We start from the raw sequence: 15,791 nt of genomic DNA, 5'->3' as shown, positions 1-15,791 counted from the left end.
CATCCTATTCCTTTCCGATTGATTAGAATTCCACATACCGCAGCCCGGGTGCAAAGTCCGGACAGGTAGAACAGACAGCGACCCTGGCGTCCGGCGTCGCTGCCTGGTATTCCTGAAAATAGTAGGTACCCGGATATTCCGGGGGATTACGGGTAAGCACAGGCGCTGTACTGCCTCCCTCCTCAGCAATTGTTATCTCAAAGCTGTCCATGGAAAGTCCCATTCCCCTGCCCGTCGCCTTTAAAAAGCTCTCCTTCAGGACCCAATACCTGAAAAATGCCTGCTTTTGTCTTTCCTCATCCGGCTGCTCCAGAATATATCTATATTCCTCAGGCCGAAAATAACGGCTGGCTACAGATACTCTCGGCGTCTTCACAGTTTCCACGTCACATCCCAGCAGCACTCCCCCATGAACATCTGCATCCTCTGTCACAAAAGAGCACAAAGCATAGGGAAAAGAATGGGACAGATTATACAGGGGGTAGCCCCTGAAACCGAATTCCTCTCTGGCTCTTTCCAGCAGTGTCCATACCCCTGCACTTAGAGCTTTGTCCTCCATACGGGACAGGCGGTCCGCCTTATCTCTGCGCATGGCAGGCAGCATCCGGTAACAGTGCTCATAGAACGCTTTTTCCAACAGCGGCCGTATATCTCCAATCCAGGTCACTATCAATGTATCACATCTCCTGTCCTTATATATTGAATTCTGTCTCCCAGCTTTCTGCGGAGGATCCCATATGCTTCTTCCCCAGTACAGTGGCAGACCATATAACTGCAGGGATAGGCAGACAGCCTGTCCCCGATTTCCCGGACGATTTCCGGCTCTATGGATGTTCCGGCTCTGGGATTTGTCAGGTGAAGCCCTCCAACTACAAGATCCGGCATTTCATTTTTCAGCTGCCTATAATGTTCCAGAACGTTGATGATCCCATTGTGGGCACATCCGGCCACCAGGATTTTTCTGCCTTCTTCTGAAATCACCAGATTCTGTTCATGTGCAAAGTCATCCTGCACATACCTGTCACCAATTTTCACCTTCAGATTTTGGTTGGAGTCTGGCCAGAGGATCCTTCCTTTTACATTGGAAAAAAGGAGCAGGCCCTCGTCTATCTGAAACTCCTGCTCTGTAAACCGCATCCTTGGGGAGTTCTTTAATTTGGAACAGATACCGATATCTGTCCATCCCTCCTGTTTTAAGGAATAATGGGGCAGAAAAGCATCCCTTCGGATGTAGATCCCAGCTTTTTGATTGATTTCCAGAAAGGCCTCCATTCCTCCCCCGTGGTCGTAATGGCCATGGGAGATTACCAGGGTGTCTGCCTGAGAGATATCGATGTCCAATGCCTCTGCATTGGTTAGAAATCTATTGCCGGCCCCGGTATCAAAAAGTATTTTATGCCCTGCCGCCTCAATGTAAAAGCTCAGTCCATGCTCCTTCTCCAGGCCGTCATCTCTTCCGGTGTCTTCTATCAATGTCACAATCTTAGCCACATCAGATCTCCTTTCCGTTCAGGACCTCCTGATAATCTTTGTAGTTTGCCTCCAGCAGCGCCGGAGTGTCCAGCCCATAAGGACATCGCTGGGCACACTGTCCGCAGTGAATACAGTCTTCTATCTTCTTCATCTTGGCCTGCACATCCGCAGTCAGCTGTAGCTTTGACGGAGACCGGCGCAGAAGAAGAGACATCCTGGCACAGTTGTTAATCTCAATATCCTGGGGGCATGGCATGCAGTAGCCGCAGCCCCTGCAGAAATTACCGGACAGCTCCTTTCTGTCCTTTTCGATCAGCTGCCGTATCTTGTCGTCCATCACCGGTGGTGTCTTTACATAAGAGAGAAACTCATCCAATTCTTTTTCTCTTTGGATTCCCCAGATGGGGAGAACATGGTTAAACTGTCCCATATAGGCAGCCGCTGCCCGGGAATTGTTTATGAGTCCCCCTGATAAGGCCTTCATAGCAATAAATCCCATTTCCTTCTCCCTGCATCTGCGGACAATCTCCAGATCCCTGGAGGATGCCAGATAGCAGAAGGGAAACTGCAGTGTGTCATAGTATCCCGATGCGATGGCTTCCTCCGCTACGGATAAGCGGTGGTTTGTAATTCCAATGAAACGTATTTTTCCCTGCTTTCTGGCCTCTTCCATTGCCTCAAAAAGTCCTGTCCCGTCCCCCGGAACAGGACAGAAGGAAGGGTTATGAAACTGAAAGATATCAATATAATCTGTGTCCAGCATTTTCAGACTGGTGTCCAGATCCTTCCAGAAGTCTTCCGCTGTAACAGCGGGTGTTTTTGTGGCTATATAAACCTTCTCACGCATGCCTCTGAAGGCATAACCGATTTTTTCTTCACTGTCTGTATACATTCTGGCAGTATCAAAAAAGGTAATGCCGCTGTCGTAGGCCTTCTTCAAAAGATAGGCTGCCTCTTCTCTGCCGATTCGCTGGATAGGAAGGGCTCCGAACCCATTTTTATTTACTGTAATGCCGGTTGTTCCCAGTGTAACCTCTGCCATATATTCTCCTCCTTATTATGAATGCTTTGCCAAATCCCCCTGTGTTTCTCCTGTGAGGCGGGATGTTAATCCGCAGATACCGCTATTATTATACCTCCTGACCCATCTGACCCGCAACCATTCGATAATAAACTCCTTTTTTTCTCATCAGCTCCTCGTGGGTTCCTGTTTCCTGTATTCTCCCGTCCCCTATGACCATAATTTTGTCCGCATCCCGAATAGTGGAGAGCCTGTGGGCGATCAGAAAGCTGGTGTGGCCTTCCATTAAAGTCACCAGTGCTCTCTGAATGGATTTCTCTGTTCTGGTATCCACAGAGCTGGTTGCCTCATCCAGAATAAGAATAGGCGCCTGACAGAGGACTGCCCTGGCTATGGCAAGCAGCTGCCTCTGCCCCTGGCTAAGTGTATCTGTGCTTCCTGATACTTCCGTCTGATATCCCTTGGGCAGACGGGTTATGAATTCATGGGCACAGGCCATACGGGCTGCCTTTATCACCTCTTCGTCCCCTGCCTGGGGTCTGGAATAGCGGATATTATCCATAATCGTGCCGGTAAACAGGCAGGTATCCTGAAGCACTACAGAAAAGCAATCCCGCAGGCTTCTTCTGGTGATTGTAACGGTATCCACTCCGTCTATGAGAATCCTGCCCCGGTCAGGATCATAAAACCTGGTGAGAAGATTGACAAGGGTCGTCTTTCCTGCTCCGGTCTCTCCCACAAGTGCCACCACCTCTCCCGCATGCACCTGAAAGCTTACATCTTCCAATACTTTCCTTCCCTGTTCATAGGAGAAATCCACATTGCAGAAGGCCACCTCTCCCGCCGGATGTTCAAGAACGGCCGCATCCGGGGGATCCGGAGTCTCCTCCCTCTCGTCTAGGATCTCAAAGACACGCTCGGCCCCGGCCAGAGCTGCCTGTATGGTATTAAACATCCCTGCCACAGAGTTGAGCGGCTGGGCAAAATGCTTAGAGTATGTTAAAAAGCTTATTACTGTGCCGATAGAAAGCCCATAGGAAACCGTCCCGATTCCTCCGGCAATGGCAACCAGCGTAAAGATTAGGTTATTAATTACATTCATCAGAGGCATCAGAAATCCTGACCAGGTCTGCGCCTTTCTGCTGTTTTCAAACAGCTGTCCGTTAAGAACAGAAAACTCTTCCAGTACATCCTCCTGTCTGCCGAAAGCTTTAACCATCTTAAGTCCCCTGATATTTTCCTCTATCAGTCCGTTCAGAGTACCCAGACTCTGCTGCTGGCGAAGGAAATAACTCCGGCTTCTCCCTGCAATCAGCTTGGTGAGTCCTGCCACCAGCGGGACACACAGAAGAACCACGCCGGTGAGGGGCAGATTCAGGGAAATCATAACCACCAGTGAGCCTGTCAGGGTAAGAACCCCTGAAATCAGCTGGGTAGTGGCCTGTGCAATGGTAGAGCTGATATTGTCAATATCATTGGTAAGTCTGCTCATAGTGTCCCCGTGAGACCGGGTGTCGTAAAAGGTAAGGGGCAGTTTCTGAAGCTTGGAGAAATATTCTGAGCGCAGAGCAAACACAAGCTTCTGCGTCACCTTGAGCATACACAGGCCGTTTGCGGTGGTAATCAGCCAGTTGGCTGCGTACAAGCTCCCCATAATAAACAGCGCTGTTTCCAGCAGGTCTCTTTGTACAGTTCTTGTCTGGGCCTGAAAGGCATCAAAGGCCCTTCCAGTAAAATAGGGCAGAAGAACGGTAATGACGGAGGCAAGCGCAGTTAAAACCACTGCTGCAAAAATCGCCCTGCCCCATTTGAGATAGATTCCGAGAATCCTTTTTAACGTGCCTTTTGCATTCTGCGGTTTTGCCGAGGAGGAAAATCTTCTGGCTCCGCCCACATGTCCCCGTCCCATAGACGGCATCTTTCCCATGTCGTGCAGACCTTTTCCCTGTTCCATTTTATCCCTCCTCCCTTTTGTGCTCCACCTGAGAGGCATAGATCTCCTGGTAGGCTGTGCAGGAAGCCAGAAGCTCTCTGTGGGTTCCAAAGCCCGCTGCCCTCCCGTTTTCCAGCACCAGGATCTGATCCGCAAACATGGCCGTGGTGCACTTTTGTGTAATGAGAATCAGGGTCTGGCGGTTATCCCGGGCCAAAAGGTTTTTCCTTACTCTTGCCTCCGTAATTCCGTCCAGGGCACTTGTGGCATCGTCCAGGATAAGAATCGGGGCCTCTTTCAGAAGTCCTCTTGCCAGGGAGATCCTCTGCTTCTGCCCTCCTGATATATTTACACCGCTGCTGCCCAGATAGCTTTCGTATCCACGAGGCATCCGGGAAATAAAATCTGCCTGGGCACAGGCTGCAGCCCTTTCAACCGCCTCATGCTCCGCTCGTTTATTTCCCCATCGGATATTGTCCTCCACCGTCCCGGAAAACAGCATGGGATTCTGAGGAACAATCCCTACATTTTTCCTGAGTCTCTCCGGGTGAATAGACGATATTTCCTGGTTCCCCACCAGTATTCTCCCTTTGTCGGTATCGTAAAAGCGGAGGAGGAGCCATGCCAGTGTTGATTTTCCGCTTCCTGTGGGTCCGATGACGCCAAGGCTGGTGCCTGGGGAGATCTGAAAGGATATATCCTTCAGAGCCGGTTCTCCGCTCCCCCCGGGATAAGCAAAGGTTACATTTTCAAAGACTACTGCCCCCTCCAGAGGCTCTTCCTTTTCCGCCGCTTCGCGCTTATCAGCAGCCCAGTCCTCTTCACATTCCATCACTTCCCGGATACGTGCAGCAGATGCCTTGGTCCGGACAAAAATGTTGAAAACACTAGTTATAATCACAAGGGAAGTTAAAATCTGAGCCATATAAATTGTAAAGGCCGAGATGTCACCGGCTCCGGCCAGATTCCAGGCGAACAATCTGCTTCCTCCATAAATTACAAGCAGCGTCCCCATCCCTACGGTAAGGTTCAGAAGAGGGGATATCCAGGTAATAATTTTCTGCGCATCCAGACTTTTATCCATCAAAGCTTCATTGGCCTCCCTGAATTTCTCAGTTTCCTCTCTGTATGTGCCGAAGGATTTTACCAGCCGAACCCCAATGAGATACTCCTGAATCACAGCATTCACCCCGTCCATGGCCTTCTGAAGGCGGAAAAACCTGGGATAACTGAGCCGCATGCTTAGTACGATGAGAAAGGCGACCAGGGCAACTACCCCGTAGACAATTATACTCAGTCTGTAGTTTAGCACCGTTGCCAGAATAATGCTTCCCATGCAGGTTATGGGAGCTTTCAAGAAAATCCTCATAATTCCATTGATAAACATTACAACCTGTGAGGTGTCATTTGTCATCCTTGTAATCAGGGAACCGCTTTCTATGGTATCTACACTCTCCTCTGAAAAGTACAGGATTCTGTAAAATACATCTTTCCGAAGATCTGCCCCCACACTCTGGGAGACATAGCTGGCCAGAATATTCCGGGCAACGGCAAAACAGGCGCCAACTCCTGTCACCAGCAGCATAAGCACTCCCCAACGCAGAATGGTCCCCATCTCCCCTTTGACAATTCCTTCGTCTATGATCCTGCCCATAAGGGTAGGACCCAGCAGGTCACAGAATGCCTCGAAGGCCACACAGATGACACCCGCCAGGAACGGAAACTTATAGTTTAAAAAGTATGTTCGATATATATTCATACGTATTGTCCTTGCACTGTTTTATATCATTATAACACGGGACAAAGGGAGCGTGCAGGGGCAATTATCATTTCCATATGTAAGGTCTGCTTGACACATCAGAGGGACTTTTTTATAATGGTAAATATTGCCCGAATTTTCGGCTGCAGAATTGAAGAAGTCTTTATGTTTGAGGAAAGCAAACGAAAAGCAAGGACAGAAAAAAGCAGGAGGTGCTCTTATGGCTATACGCGTACTGCGGTATGAGAATGACCCTATCTTAAGAAAAAAATGCAGAATCGTGGACTGTGTGGATGACCGCATACGGGAGATCCTTGAGGATATGATGGATACCCTCCATCACACAGAAAATGGCGCTGCCATTGCCGCCCCGCAGGTAGGTATTCTGAAACGTCTGGTTGTAATCCATATGGATGGGCAGCAGTATAAGCTTGTCAATCCTGTAATCCTAAAAGAAGAAGGTACCCAGGAGTGTGTAGAGGGTTGTCTCAGTCTCCCGGATCGGTTTGGAAAGACACTTCGTCCCTTACAGGTTACGGTACAGGCGCTGGATGAACAGGGGGAAGAACATATCTATACTGTGTCCGGTGAAATGGCAAAATGTTTTTGCCACGAACTGGATCACCTAGACGGTATTTTGTTTACGGATAAAGTAACTGAATATATCCTTCCGGAATAAAACAGCCCGGGAAGAATACAGAGACGATACTGAACCTAAATGTAACAAGGCTGATTTACGGGGCATTTGTGGATGTGCATAGGTTATCATATCACATGGAATATTTTTCAATCTGTAATTTATGGCATGCCGGTCAGCGGGCTGAACACCAGCAGTATTATGACCTCACACTACCCTGCAGCAAACCTGCTGAACGGGGACGACTTCGGCATAGAGGGAGGGATTCTGACTACATGTGTCAATGTACTGCTGTTTTTGTATCTGCTCTATCGCTACAGAACTTCCACCTATGAGTTTCTGCCTGACCCACATATAAATTTTCAAGGGACTTCAGATTCCCGCAAGGACTACTAGTTCCCCCTATCATAAGAAAGAGATGGACAGCATGATCTGCGGGTCCATCTCTTTTTATCGAAATTATTAGAAAATGAATAGCTTAGTAAGTAAATAACTGGGTCCAGTAATTTACGCCTTTGGCGTTCTGGTAATATCCTACTCCTATGGAAGTAAACTTCTCATTCATGATATTGGCTCTGTGTCCGGGACTGTTCATCCAGCCCTTCATTACTTCCTCCGGAGTTTTCTGTCCCCAGGCAATATTCTCTCCGGCACCCCGGTAGCTGGCTCCGCTCTCTGAAAGAGCTGTGCTGAAGCTGCTTCCGTTTGGTCTTGTATGGGAGAATGATGTCTCAATCTCTCTGGCTCTTACCTGCGCTGCAGATACTGCCTTTTCATCTATGGAGAGAGGAGAGAGACCTTCTTTGGCACGCTCCTGATTTACCAAATCAACGACCTGGCGGGCAAAGGATATATCCTCACCAGAATTGTCATCTCCAGGCTGGTCATCCCCTGGCACATCCGGCTGTTCCGTATCCGGCATATCCGGGAGCTCTGTATCCGGTGCGTCGGGAAGTTCTGTATCCGGTTCCTCCGGAAGTTCTGTGTCCGGTTCCTCCGGAAGTTCTGTATCCGGTTCCTCCGGAAGCTCTGTATCAGGCACATCCGGCTGTTCCGTATCTGGTTCCTCAGGCAGTCCTGGTACCTCAGGAAAATTGCAGTCTGGTAATCCGGGTATGATAATGCCTGGAAGATTTAATTCCGGGCAGTCAGCCAACTGGCCTTTGCCAATTACGATTACACCCTTCCCATTGGTCTGCTGGGATATCATATCTTCTGCGCCGGAAGCGTATACAGGTAAACTGCTTCCCGCTACAGCTATTACAGTTGCTAAAACAGATAATGAATGTTTAAACATGTTGTCCTCCTTGTATTACATATTGATTATGTAAATATTACATTTTTGTTACATCCATTATATTAGCACAGTCTAACCACAATAGAAACAAGCAATTCCTGGTAATTCCCTTTAAGCAAGAGAGGACAGCACAGCCGCTTTAGTAAGAATTCCTTCCAGATGCCCCACAGGATCTACCACTGCAATTGGGTATCGGGTGCGTGCCGCCACAGGAAGAATATCTCTCACCGTAGTATCTGCGGTTGTTGTCTTCGCCTCCTGCCACTGTATTTCTTCCAAAGACTGGTGCCTCTGCCTTCCTCTGACTGCCGCCTCGATCGTAAGGATACCTTTCAGCCGCTCTTCCTCGTCTACCAGATAGGCAGTAGAATTCCCCTCCCTTTGCATGAGGTAAATGGCAAAATCCAGACTGTCTCTCTTGCTCACCACACAGGAGGGTACTGCCATCACATGCCCCACTGTCAGCACCTTTGCTTTATCCGCACTCTCAACAAATTCCTTTACATAATCATCGGCAGGTTCCGCGCTCATCTCTTCCGGAGTTCCCACCTGTACCAGCCTCCCGTCCCGCATAATAGCCACCCTGTCACCCAGCTTAAATGCCTCATTAATATCATGAGTAATAAAAACCACTGTTTTCTGCAGCTTCCTCTGCAGGGACAAAAGCTCAAACTGCATATCCTTCCGCACCAAAGGATCCAGAGCGGAAAACGGTTCATCCATGAGCAGAATCTCCGGATCATTGGCCAAAGCCCTGGCGATCCCCACCCTCTGTTTCATTCCTCCGGACAGGCTCTGAATGGGTGTATGTTCCTGTCCCTTGAGTCCTACCAGCTGTATCATATCTGCCGCTGTCTCTTCCCTCTTACTCTTTGACATACCTCTCGTCTCCAGTCCATATGCCACATTTCCCAGCACATCTCTGTGGGACATTAGCCCAAAATTCTGAAATACCATAGAGATCTTTTCTCTCCGGTAGTCCAAAAGCTCCCTTTTACCGAAGCCAGCTATATTTCTTCCGTTAAAAATGATTTCACCGCTGGTAGGGCGGTGGAGAAGATTAATCATGCGCACCAGTGTGGATTTTCCGCATCCCGAAAGCCCGATAATGACGAAAATCTCCCCTTTTTGTACTTCAAAATTCACGTCCCAAAGCCCCAGAGTAACCCCAGTCATCTCATAGATACTGCTCTTCCCTTCTCCTCTCTCAGCCATCCTGAACGCCTCTGTTTTATTCATGCCGTAGAATTTTGTCAGGTGCCTTATTTGGAGCATGTGCTCTGTGTTCTGTTCAGCCTTATTTTCCATTTCTCTCCTCCTCCCCTTTCTTCAGACATCCCTGGGTCATACGATCCATGAGTATGGCTACGATTACTACTGCAATACCTGCCAACAATCCTCTTCCTATCTCGATCCGGTTCACACTGATGAGTACTTCCATCCCCAGACCGGAGGCTCCAATCATAGAGCAGGTAACTACCATGGACATGGCCATCATCAGTGTCTGGTTGACACCGGTAAGAATGGTAGGCATTGCCTGTGGAATCTGTACTTTCCACAGACACTGCAGCCAGGTAGATCCAAAAGACCTGGCAGCCTCCACCACCTCCGGTTCTACCTGGCGGATCCCGTGGCTGGTAAGGCGTATTACAGGCACTACTGCGTACACTGTGGTAGCAATGACCGCCGGTGCTCTGCCCAGACCGAAAAACAGAACCGCCGGTATGAGATAAACAAACACAGGCATGGTCTGCATCGTGTCTAAGATCGGACGCAGGATTCGGTTCGCCCTGTCACTGCCTGAGATAAGAATGCCGATAGGAAGTCCTGCCGCCAGTGAAATAACTACCGATGCAATCACAATCGCCAGTGTCTCATACATCATTGACCACAGCCCTATCATTCCTACAATGAAAAGAAGTATACTATAGAGAATTCCCGTTTTTACTTTTCCGCCGATCTTCCATCCTCCTAAGAAGACGAGAAAAATCATAAGCCACCAGGGAATCAGTCCCAGAAGCCCGTGAATTCCTCCAATCATCCCATCCAGTCCATCCCGGATCCCATTGAAAAACCCACTGAAGTGTGCGGCAAAGGCCTTTACAGCACTGTCAAAGTCATCGGTATGTACCGGAAGCTCAAAGGGAAACTCCAACAAATAGTTTTTTTGAACTTTTTGAAGCCCCAATGCTCCTTTTACCGCATCAGCCTTCTCTTTGTCCGGCAGCCACTGTTCAATCAGATCTTCGTGTTCTGTGAGGAACCATTTTGCCGCAGCAGTATAGTCATCCCTCGTCTCCTGCATATGAGCCAGAGCCTCGCTGGTTAATTTGCTGGAAGTGTGATAATTCTCAAGGAAACTGCAGAATTCCGGATTTGACTGTGCAAATGCATTGCTCACCGCTATGGTAACATTTACTGCAGGGCACTCTGTCTTCCCCTCCCGAAACTGCTCCTCATCCACGTATGTTTTGTCCTCCAGCAGTACCAGGTCACATTTTCCCGTCAGCCACGTAGGTTCCCAGTAATATCCCACGATCGGTTCTCCTTTTTCATAGGCAGAGGTAAAGGCTGCAGATAATGCAGAATCCGAGCCCGGCTGAAAATAATTATATAAGCTGTCCAGGCCATTATAGCTTACCTTTTTTCTCATAGTCTCATTGATGTCCCATCCCGGGATTCCCCCATAAATCCTTCCCTTGCCTGGATTCTCCTGATCTGTAAAAACATCCGCATACTTTTCCAAATCCTGTACCGTCTTCAAATCAGGAGCAGCGGCTTTGATCCCTCTGGAGGGATCCCCCTCAATTACGTATCTGGGCACATAGAACCCTTGTTTATCATCATCGTAATTGGATCCTAACTCCTGAAATGTTCCCGCTTTTAAGTCCTTTTCATAGGAAGAGATATTATCTGTCCACTCTTCCATGCTCACATCAATCTCGCCCTTTTTCAGAGCCTCATGCATAATCGGCGTAGACCCCGGCGTCTCCGTCCAGGTATACCCATAAGCAGACTCTGCAATCAGTCCTGCCACTGCATTGTGGAATCGCACACTGTCCCATCCCACATCGGCAAATGCTATCTCCTTTTTTTCTGTCATCCTGCATCCCCCAAGCAAGAGACAAAAAGCCGCAAAAAAGAGCAGCAGGAACCTGTAATTTCCCCTCTGCTTCATAAGATTTCACTCCTTCTCTATTAAGAATTGATTTTTCTAAATTATAACATTCTACTGGGGGGAGATGTGTGAAGTATGCGTTAAGAAATTAGTGACTTGTATATGTGAAGTTCGGTGTGAAATAGGCTGCGGGGAGAGTCGTCGTCGGACGCTTAAGGGAGGAGACCTTGGAGTCGGGGGCAGAAAAAAAGCTAAATTTCCCCTTGCAGATCATGTTAGAATATGGTACAATTATTTTCGGTTCGGAATGAACATGCCGGCGTGTCGGAATGGCAGACGAGGCAGACTCAAAATCTGTTGTGGGCAACCACGTATGGGTTCAAGTCCCATTGCCGGCAGTATGAAGTCCAGTATTCACTGAGAATACTGGACTCTTTTCTTTGTGCAAAATCAGACAAATCAGCAAACGTAAGGTTACGGGGAGGATTCGTCCGGCGAATGCTCGGGGAATTTACCTGACGGAAATAGGTGGGTTGACGCCCCGGTAGTCAAAAGCGTTGAGGCTGCGGATACGGCACACTTAAGAGCCGATACAGTGACTTTGGCCGGATCTATAATTCCCGCCTCCGCCAAATCTCTGTACTCTCCTGTATCTGCGTCAAACCCGTATGCTGCCGGAAGGGTTTTTACCTTTGCCAGAACCTCTGTTCCGTGAAATCCGGCGTTTTCGGCAATCAGCCGCAGAGGCCCCTCCAGGGCCCGACTCATGATATGGGCACCGGTTCTTTGGTCACCTTCCAGCGTTTCAGCAAATACCTTCACGTGTGGGATGGATTTAACTAAAACACAGCCTCCGCCTGGTATAATTCCTTTTGCCGCCGCTGCCTTTGCCGCATTCACGGCATCGTCAATCCGCATCTTGCGTTCTTTCATCTCCACTTCTGTGGTTCCCCCCGCATCAATAAGGGCAATTCCCCCGACGAACCGGGCCAGGCGTTCCTTATATCGCTCTCTTTTAAATGCATACGCTGTATCTTCCGCTCTCATCCGAAGCTCATTGATGCGGAATTGAATTCTCTCTTTGCTGCCGCCACCCCCGGCGATCACGGTTTTCTGTGAATCTATGGTGACTGAGTCAGCGCTTCCCAGCATATCCAGGGTTGTTTCCTCTATTTTATAGGAGGATTTCGTGATTACGGTTCCCCCGGTCAATACCGCTATATCCTCCATGGTTTCCTGACGTCCCTCTCCATATTCCGGAGGCATGACGGCCGCCACATCCAGGATCCCCTTTGCCCGGTTTAATACCAGGGTGTCCAGTGCCTCTCTCCCAAGCTTTTCAGCAAGGATTAGCAGCGGCCGGGGCTCCTCCAGATTCAGCACCTCCTCCAAAATAGGTACCAAATCCTCAATCTCCCATATTTCATAATCGGTAAGCAGAAGAAGCGGATGTTCCAAACGGATTTGCATTTCTCCTTCTTTTAAAAAACTGTTTGTCACCAGTCGGCGGCTGAACTGCATTCCCTGAGCGACGGTCAGGACTGTCTCCAGTTTACTGCCCTCGGAGACGGTGATGACCCCGTATTTCCCTATTTGCTCCATGGCGTCTGCGATCATGCTGCCCATCGCGGGATTCTGACAGGCGACTGCAGCTACCCGGGCCATTGCCGCTTTATCCTCCACGGGCACAGCCGCTTTTTCTATTTCCTCTGCCACAAGGTCTGCAGCTGCCTGAATTCCCTTTCTCAGTTCTATGGGGTTGGCACCCGCTGCTATGTTTTTTAGGCTTTCATGGACAATATATTGGGCCAGGACAATGGTTGTGGTAGTCCCGTCTCCCGCACCCTCTTTCGTCTTTAGAGCTGCCTGTTTTATAATCTGCGCACCCATATTCTCAAAAGGGTCGGGAAGCTCTACTGCCTCCGCGATTGCGGCACCGTCATTGGTTATCAGCCAGCCGGACGGTTCCTTACCGATCAGAACATTCCGCCCTTTGGGACCCAGCGTTACTTTTACCGTGTTGGCCAGTTTGTCTACTCCGGCGGCAAGCTTCTCCAATGCATTTCTACCATGTGTTATTGTTTTTGCCATTGTATCCTCCTCCCTCAGTATCCCCTGTTCAGACCAGAACAGCATGCTCATAAATCAAGTCTATCGCCTTTCGCCTCAGGAGATCATTTTTAAGAAGTCCGTAATCATCGCCATAAAACATCCGGGCCATCTCAGGTGTGACTTCCAGTCTTTTTGCAGAAGCCAGCCCTTCTCTCTCCAGCTCTTCCCGGGAGATTTCCAGGTGTTCCGCTTCAATAACAGCCTGGAGCAGCAATTCTGTCTTTACAGAACAATATGCCTCCGCACGAAGAGACTCCAAAGCGGTGTAAAGAGACTCCGGGAATCCATAAAACGGTTTTCCCTCAGCCATGTACTCATACCGGATTTTTTGTTTCGCGGCCTGGACCAGAGCGGTGTATTCCCTTTGCACCTGATCCTCCGGCACGTCGATGGTACTTTGTTCTGCGGCCTTTTCCAAAAGAGCCTCTTTAATTTGCGGTTCATCCATATTGCTTTGATCCAGCCTTATCTGCAAATACTTAAGTTCTTTTACATAGTCTGAGCATCCCAAGCTCTATCCCCCCTCTGCATGTTAATAAAAATGATAGCCAATTTCCCCATGTTTCAAGAATAAGGACTATATTGACATTTCTCTCAAATAACTTTATATTTAAAAAAAGTGCACCATTACTTTCCCCGCATAAGAGTATCATTAGGAACTCACTCACTTATTTGTAAAGAGGAGGATGACATGAACGATATCAAGATCCCCTGGCGTGAGCTATATGATTTCTGTCTGCATTGCGGAAGCTTCCATGAGCAGAGGCAGTTTGCCATTGAGATTATGACTGGTCTGCGGGAGTACTGCAGCTTTGACAAAGGACTCATCTACTTTTTTGACTCTAACGGGAAGGTTTATGATCAGTATTTGTTCAATACGGACAGCCACTGGTCTACCCTCTACCTGGAGTATTATTCAAAATTGCCGGAAAACAAGCGGTACTCCATTTACACCCCCTACATAAATAATGAGGCAGATTCCGAGATTTCCCTTGTGACCTGGAAGGATGAGAGCGCAAAAGAATTTATCCCTGATTTTATACGTCCCCGGGGGCTCACCTATACTTTGGGCTATGCTTTTCAGGACCTGAACGGGCACGTAAGAGTTCTGTCCTGTCTTGATAAGACAACGAATGAAAACTTTCTGCCGTCAGAGATTGCATTTATCAAACTGGCAGTTCCCCAGTTTAAAAATATGTACAAAAATTTCTTCAGCTATCAGATGCAGGATACAGATATCAGCAAGATAGACTGGAAGTCTACAAAGCTCACCCCCAGGGAAATAGAGATTGCAACCCTGCTGTGCAATGGTATGTCGCCTGCTCACATCAGCAGGACCCTAAGTGTCACCCGGGCAACTGTGCAAAAGCACATCTCACACATCTACGCCAAGCTACATGTGTCTTCCCAGAGGGAACTGCTTGCCCGGCTTTTAGGATAGAAGTCCCCAGGGCAGACGGCTGTAGGCCTGCCCTGGGGTGTTTGTCCTGGGATTAAAATTTTTCTAATGCGTTCATAAACTTATCCAATTCCTCAGGATCCATATGCCAGCCATGTTTGTCTTCCGGATATGCCCCTGTGCGCACATCATTCGCCCACATAGCATATGCGGTGGCTGCAAATTCCATGAAGTTCGCATAGGTTTTTGCATGAGATGCTGCAGACGGCATCATTCCGAAGGTATCCATATCTACCATCTCAGAACCGTCGCATGCCGCACCACCGGCGATAGACACTACAGGAACGCGCAGTTTCTTTGCTATGGCAGCGCTGACCTCTATGGGCGTCAGCTCAACAGTCATTCCGCCCATCCCATTTTCCTGATATTCATATCCCATCTTGAAAACTCTCAGGGCATCCTCTGCAGTCTTACCCAGCTTTGAGTAGCCGGTGGCATTGGTCTGCCATCCCGAGATTGCCCCGATATGGCCGTATACAGGAACATAATTATCTGTCATATAGCGCAGCGTCTCATTGCTGATTCCCATAGGCAGCATAGAATCCGCCCCCGCAACCACATAATCAGAGCCATAGGAAAGAGCCTTTTCCTTTGACGCATACGTAGGCGTGGGCATATAGAAATTAATATGGAGTCTCTGTGCTACCGCCCGGTAAGATTTAATGGTGGGAATTGCGCTGTCAATAGCCTCCTGCTGCGTACCGGAAAACCATGATGGAGTGCGGAGAATATCACAGTCGGCAACCTCCGCCGCCATTGCAAACATAGGACCCAGGGCTGCCGGGCACATCTGGACAATCTTTTCCCCTTTATCCTTCTTTTTCTGCAAATAAGCGAGATTTTTTCTGGATTTCCTCACCGTAGACATATGAATACCCTTCTGGGCTTCTTTCTGTTCTTCCTCAGAAACTACTACTTTGTTTTCTTCCATGTCACTGTTCCCCTTTCACATTTGAATTTGCTTTGCCTCATGTTCCGTATT

General features: G+C 48.6%; 14 protein-coding genes and 1 tRNA gene. 4 read left to right on the top strand and 11 right to left on the bottom strand.

Features of this window, described 5'->3' with window-relative positions; translation table 11 throughout:
• Positions 1-22 precede the first annotated feature (22 nt).
• From GKG41_RS06595 to GKG41_RS06575, 5 genes are all read right to left on the bottom strand, one after another.
• A complete protein-coding gene (locus tag GKG41_RS06595; RefSeq protein WP_347563287.1) occupies positions 23-667 on the bottom strand; it encodes a 4'-phosphopantetheinyl transferase superfamily protein in 645 nt (214 codons plus the stop codon).
• 2 nt (positions 668-669) lie between these two features.
• Complete coding sequence (locus tag GKG41_RS06590; protein WP_154257748.1) at positions 670-1,491, bottom strand: MBL fold metallo-hydrolase; 822 nt, start codon at positions 1,489-1,491, stop codon at positions 670-672.
• A 1-nt stretch (position 1,492) separates the two neighbouring features.
• Positions 1,493-2,515: an aldo/keto reductase gene (locus GKG41_RS06585; protein ID WP_154257747.1), complete on the bottom strand. Its 1,023-nt coding sequence runs from the start codon at positions 2,513-2,515 to the stop codon at positions 1,493-1,495.
• An 88-nt stretch (positions 2,516-2,603) separates the two neighbouring features.
• On the bottom strand, positions 2,604-4,421 hold the full coding sequence (locus tag GKG41_RS06580; RefSeq protein WP_243140986.1) for an ABC transporter ATP-binding protein: 1,818 nt from the start codon (positions 4,419-4,421) through the stop codon (positions 2,604-2,606).
• A gap of 28 nt (positions 4,422-4,449) precedes the next feature.
• Complete coding sequence (locus GKG41_RS06575) at positions 4,450-6,186, bottom strand: ABC transporter ATP-binding protein (RefSeq protein ID WP_154257745.1); 1,737 nt, start codon at positions 6,184-6,186, stop codon at positions 4,450-4,452.
• A 220-nt stretch (positions 6,187-6,406) separates the two neighbouring features.
• Between GKG41_RS06575 and def the strand changes: the two genes are divergently transcribed.
• Complete coding sequence (gene def, locus GKG41_RS06570; RefSeq protein ID WP_154257744.1) at positions 6,407-6,865, top strand: peptide deformylase; 459 nt, start codon at positions 6,407-6,409, stop codon at positions 6,863-6,865.
• 72 nt (positions 6,866-6,937) lie between these two features.
• Positions 6,938-7,219: a hypothetical protein gene (locus GKG41_RS06565; protein ID WP_154257743.1), complete on the top strand. Its 282-nt coding sequence runs from the start codon at positions 6,938-6,940 to the stop codon at positions 7,217-7,219.
• Positions 7,220-7,301: 82 nt separating this feature from the next.
• Here the strand turns inward: GKG41_RS06565 and GKG41_RS06560 are convergent, their stop codons facing one another.
• The 3 genes from GKG41_RS06560 to GKG41_RS06550 form a co-directional block, all read right to left on the bottom strand.
• Positions 7,302-8,120: a CAP domain-containing protein gene (locus GKG41_RS06560; RefSeq protein WP_154257742.1), complete on the bottom strand. Its 819-nt coding sequence runs from the start codon at positions 8,118-8,120 to the stop codon at positions 7,302-7,304.
• 111 nt (positions 8,121-8,231) lie between these two features.
• On the bottom strand, positions 8,232-9,428 hold the full coding sequence (locus GKG41_RS06555) for a betaine/proline/choline family ABC transporter ATP-binding protein (RefSeq protein WP_154257741.1): 1,197 nt from the start codon (positions 9,426-9,428) through the stop codon (positions 8,232-8,234).
• The gene (locus tag GKG41_RS06550; protein ID WP_199884586.1) at positions 9,418-11,223 is read right to left on the bottom strand and encodes a glycine betaine ABC transporter substrate-binding protein; all 1,806 of its coding nucleotides are present in this window, start codon (positions 11,221-11,223) and stop codon (positions 9,418-9,420) included. Before GKG41_RS06550 ends, GKG41_RS06555 begins: the two co-directional genes overlap by 11 nt.
• Positions 11,224-11,553: 330 nt before the next feature.
• On the opposite strand from GKG41_RS06550, the gene GKG41_RS06545 reads away from it, so the two are divergent.
• Positions 11,554-11,636 (top strand) — tRNA-Leu (locus GKG41_RS06545).
• 76 nt (positions 11,637-11,712) lie between these two features.
• On the opposite strand, the gene GKG41_RS06540 is transcribed toward GKG41_RS06545, so the two are convergent.
• Together GKG41_RS06540 and GKG41_RS06535 are read right to left on the bottom strand one after the other, a co-directional pair.
• Positions 11,713-13,329 (bottom strand): molecular chaperone GroEL, encoded by a 1,617-nt coding sequence (locus GKG41_RS06540; protein ID WP_173015530.1) that lies wholly within the window; start codon positions 13,327-13,329, stop codon positions 11,713-11,715.
• A 28-nt stretch (positions 13,330-13,357) separates the two neighbouring features.
• Positions 13,358-13,861, bottom strand: coding sequence for a hypothetical protein (locus tag GKG41_RS06535; protein ID WP_154257738.1), 504 nt, complete (start codon positions 13,859-13,861; stop codon positions 13,358-13,360).
• A 180-nt stretch (positions 13,862-14,041) separates the two neighbouring features.
• On the opposite strand from GKG41_RS06535, the gene GKG41_RS06530 reads away from it, so the two are divergent.
• Positions 14,042-14,791, top strand: a complete 750-nt coding sequence (locus GKG41_RS06530) for a helix-turn-helix transcriptional regulator (protein ID WP_154257737.1) — start codon at positions 14,042-14,044, stop codon at positions 14,789-14,791.
• Positions 14,792-14,843: 52 nt separating this feature from the next.
• Here the strand turns inward: GKG41_RS06530 and GKG41_RS06525 are convergent, their stop codons facing one another.
• Positions 14,844-15,740 (bottom strand): 3-methyl-2-oxobutanoate hydroxymethyltransferase, encoded by an 897-nt coding sequence (locus GKG41_RS06525; RefSeq protein WP_154257736.1) that lies wholly within the window; start codon positions 15,738-15,740, stop codon positions 14,844-14,846.
• Between the last annotated feature and the right edge of the window lie 51 nt (positions 15,741-15,791).

Origin of the sequence: Lactonifactor sp. BIOML-A5 (assembly GCF_009677585.1) — a bacterium.
In the GTDB taxonomy this organism is placed as follows: Bacteria; Bacillota; Clostridia; order Lachnospirales; family Lachnospiraceae; genus Lactonifactor.
Note: the sequence above shows the minus strand (reverse complement) of the source record. Positions and strands in the feature narration are given on the sequence as shown.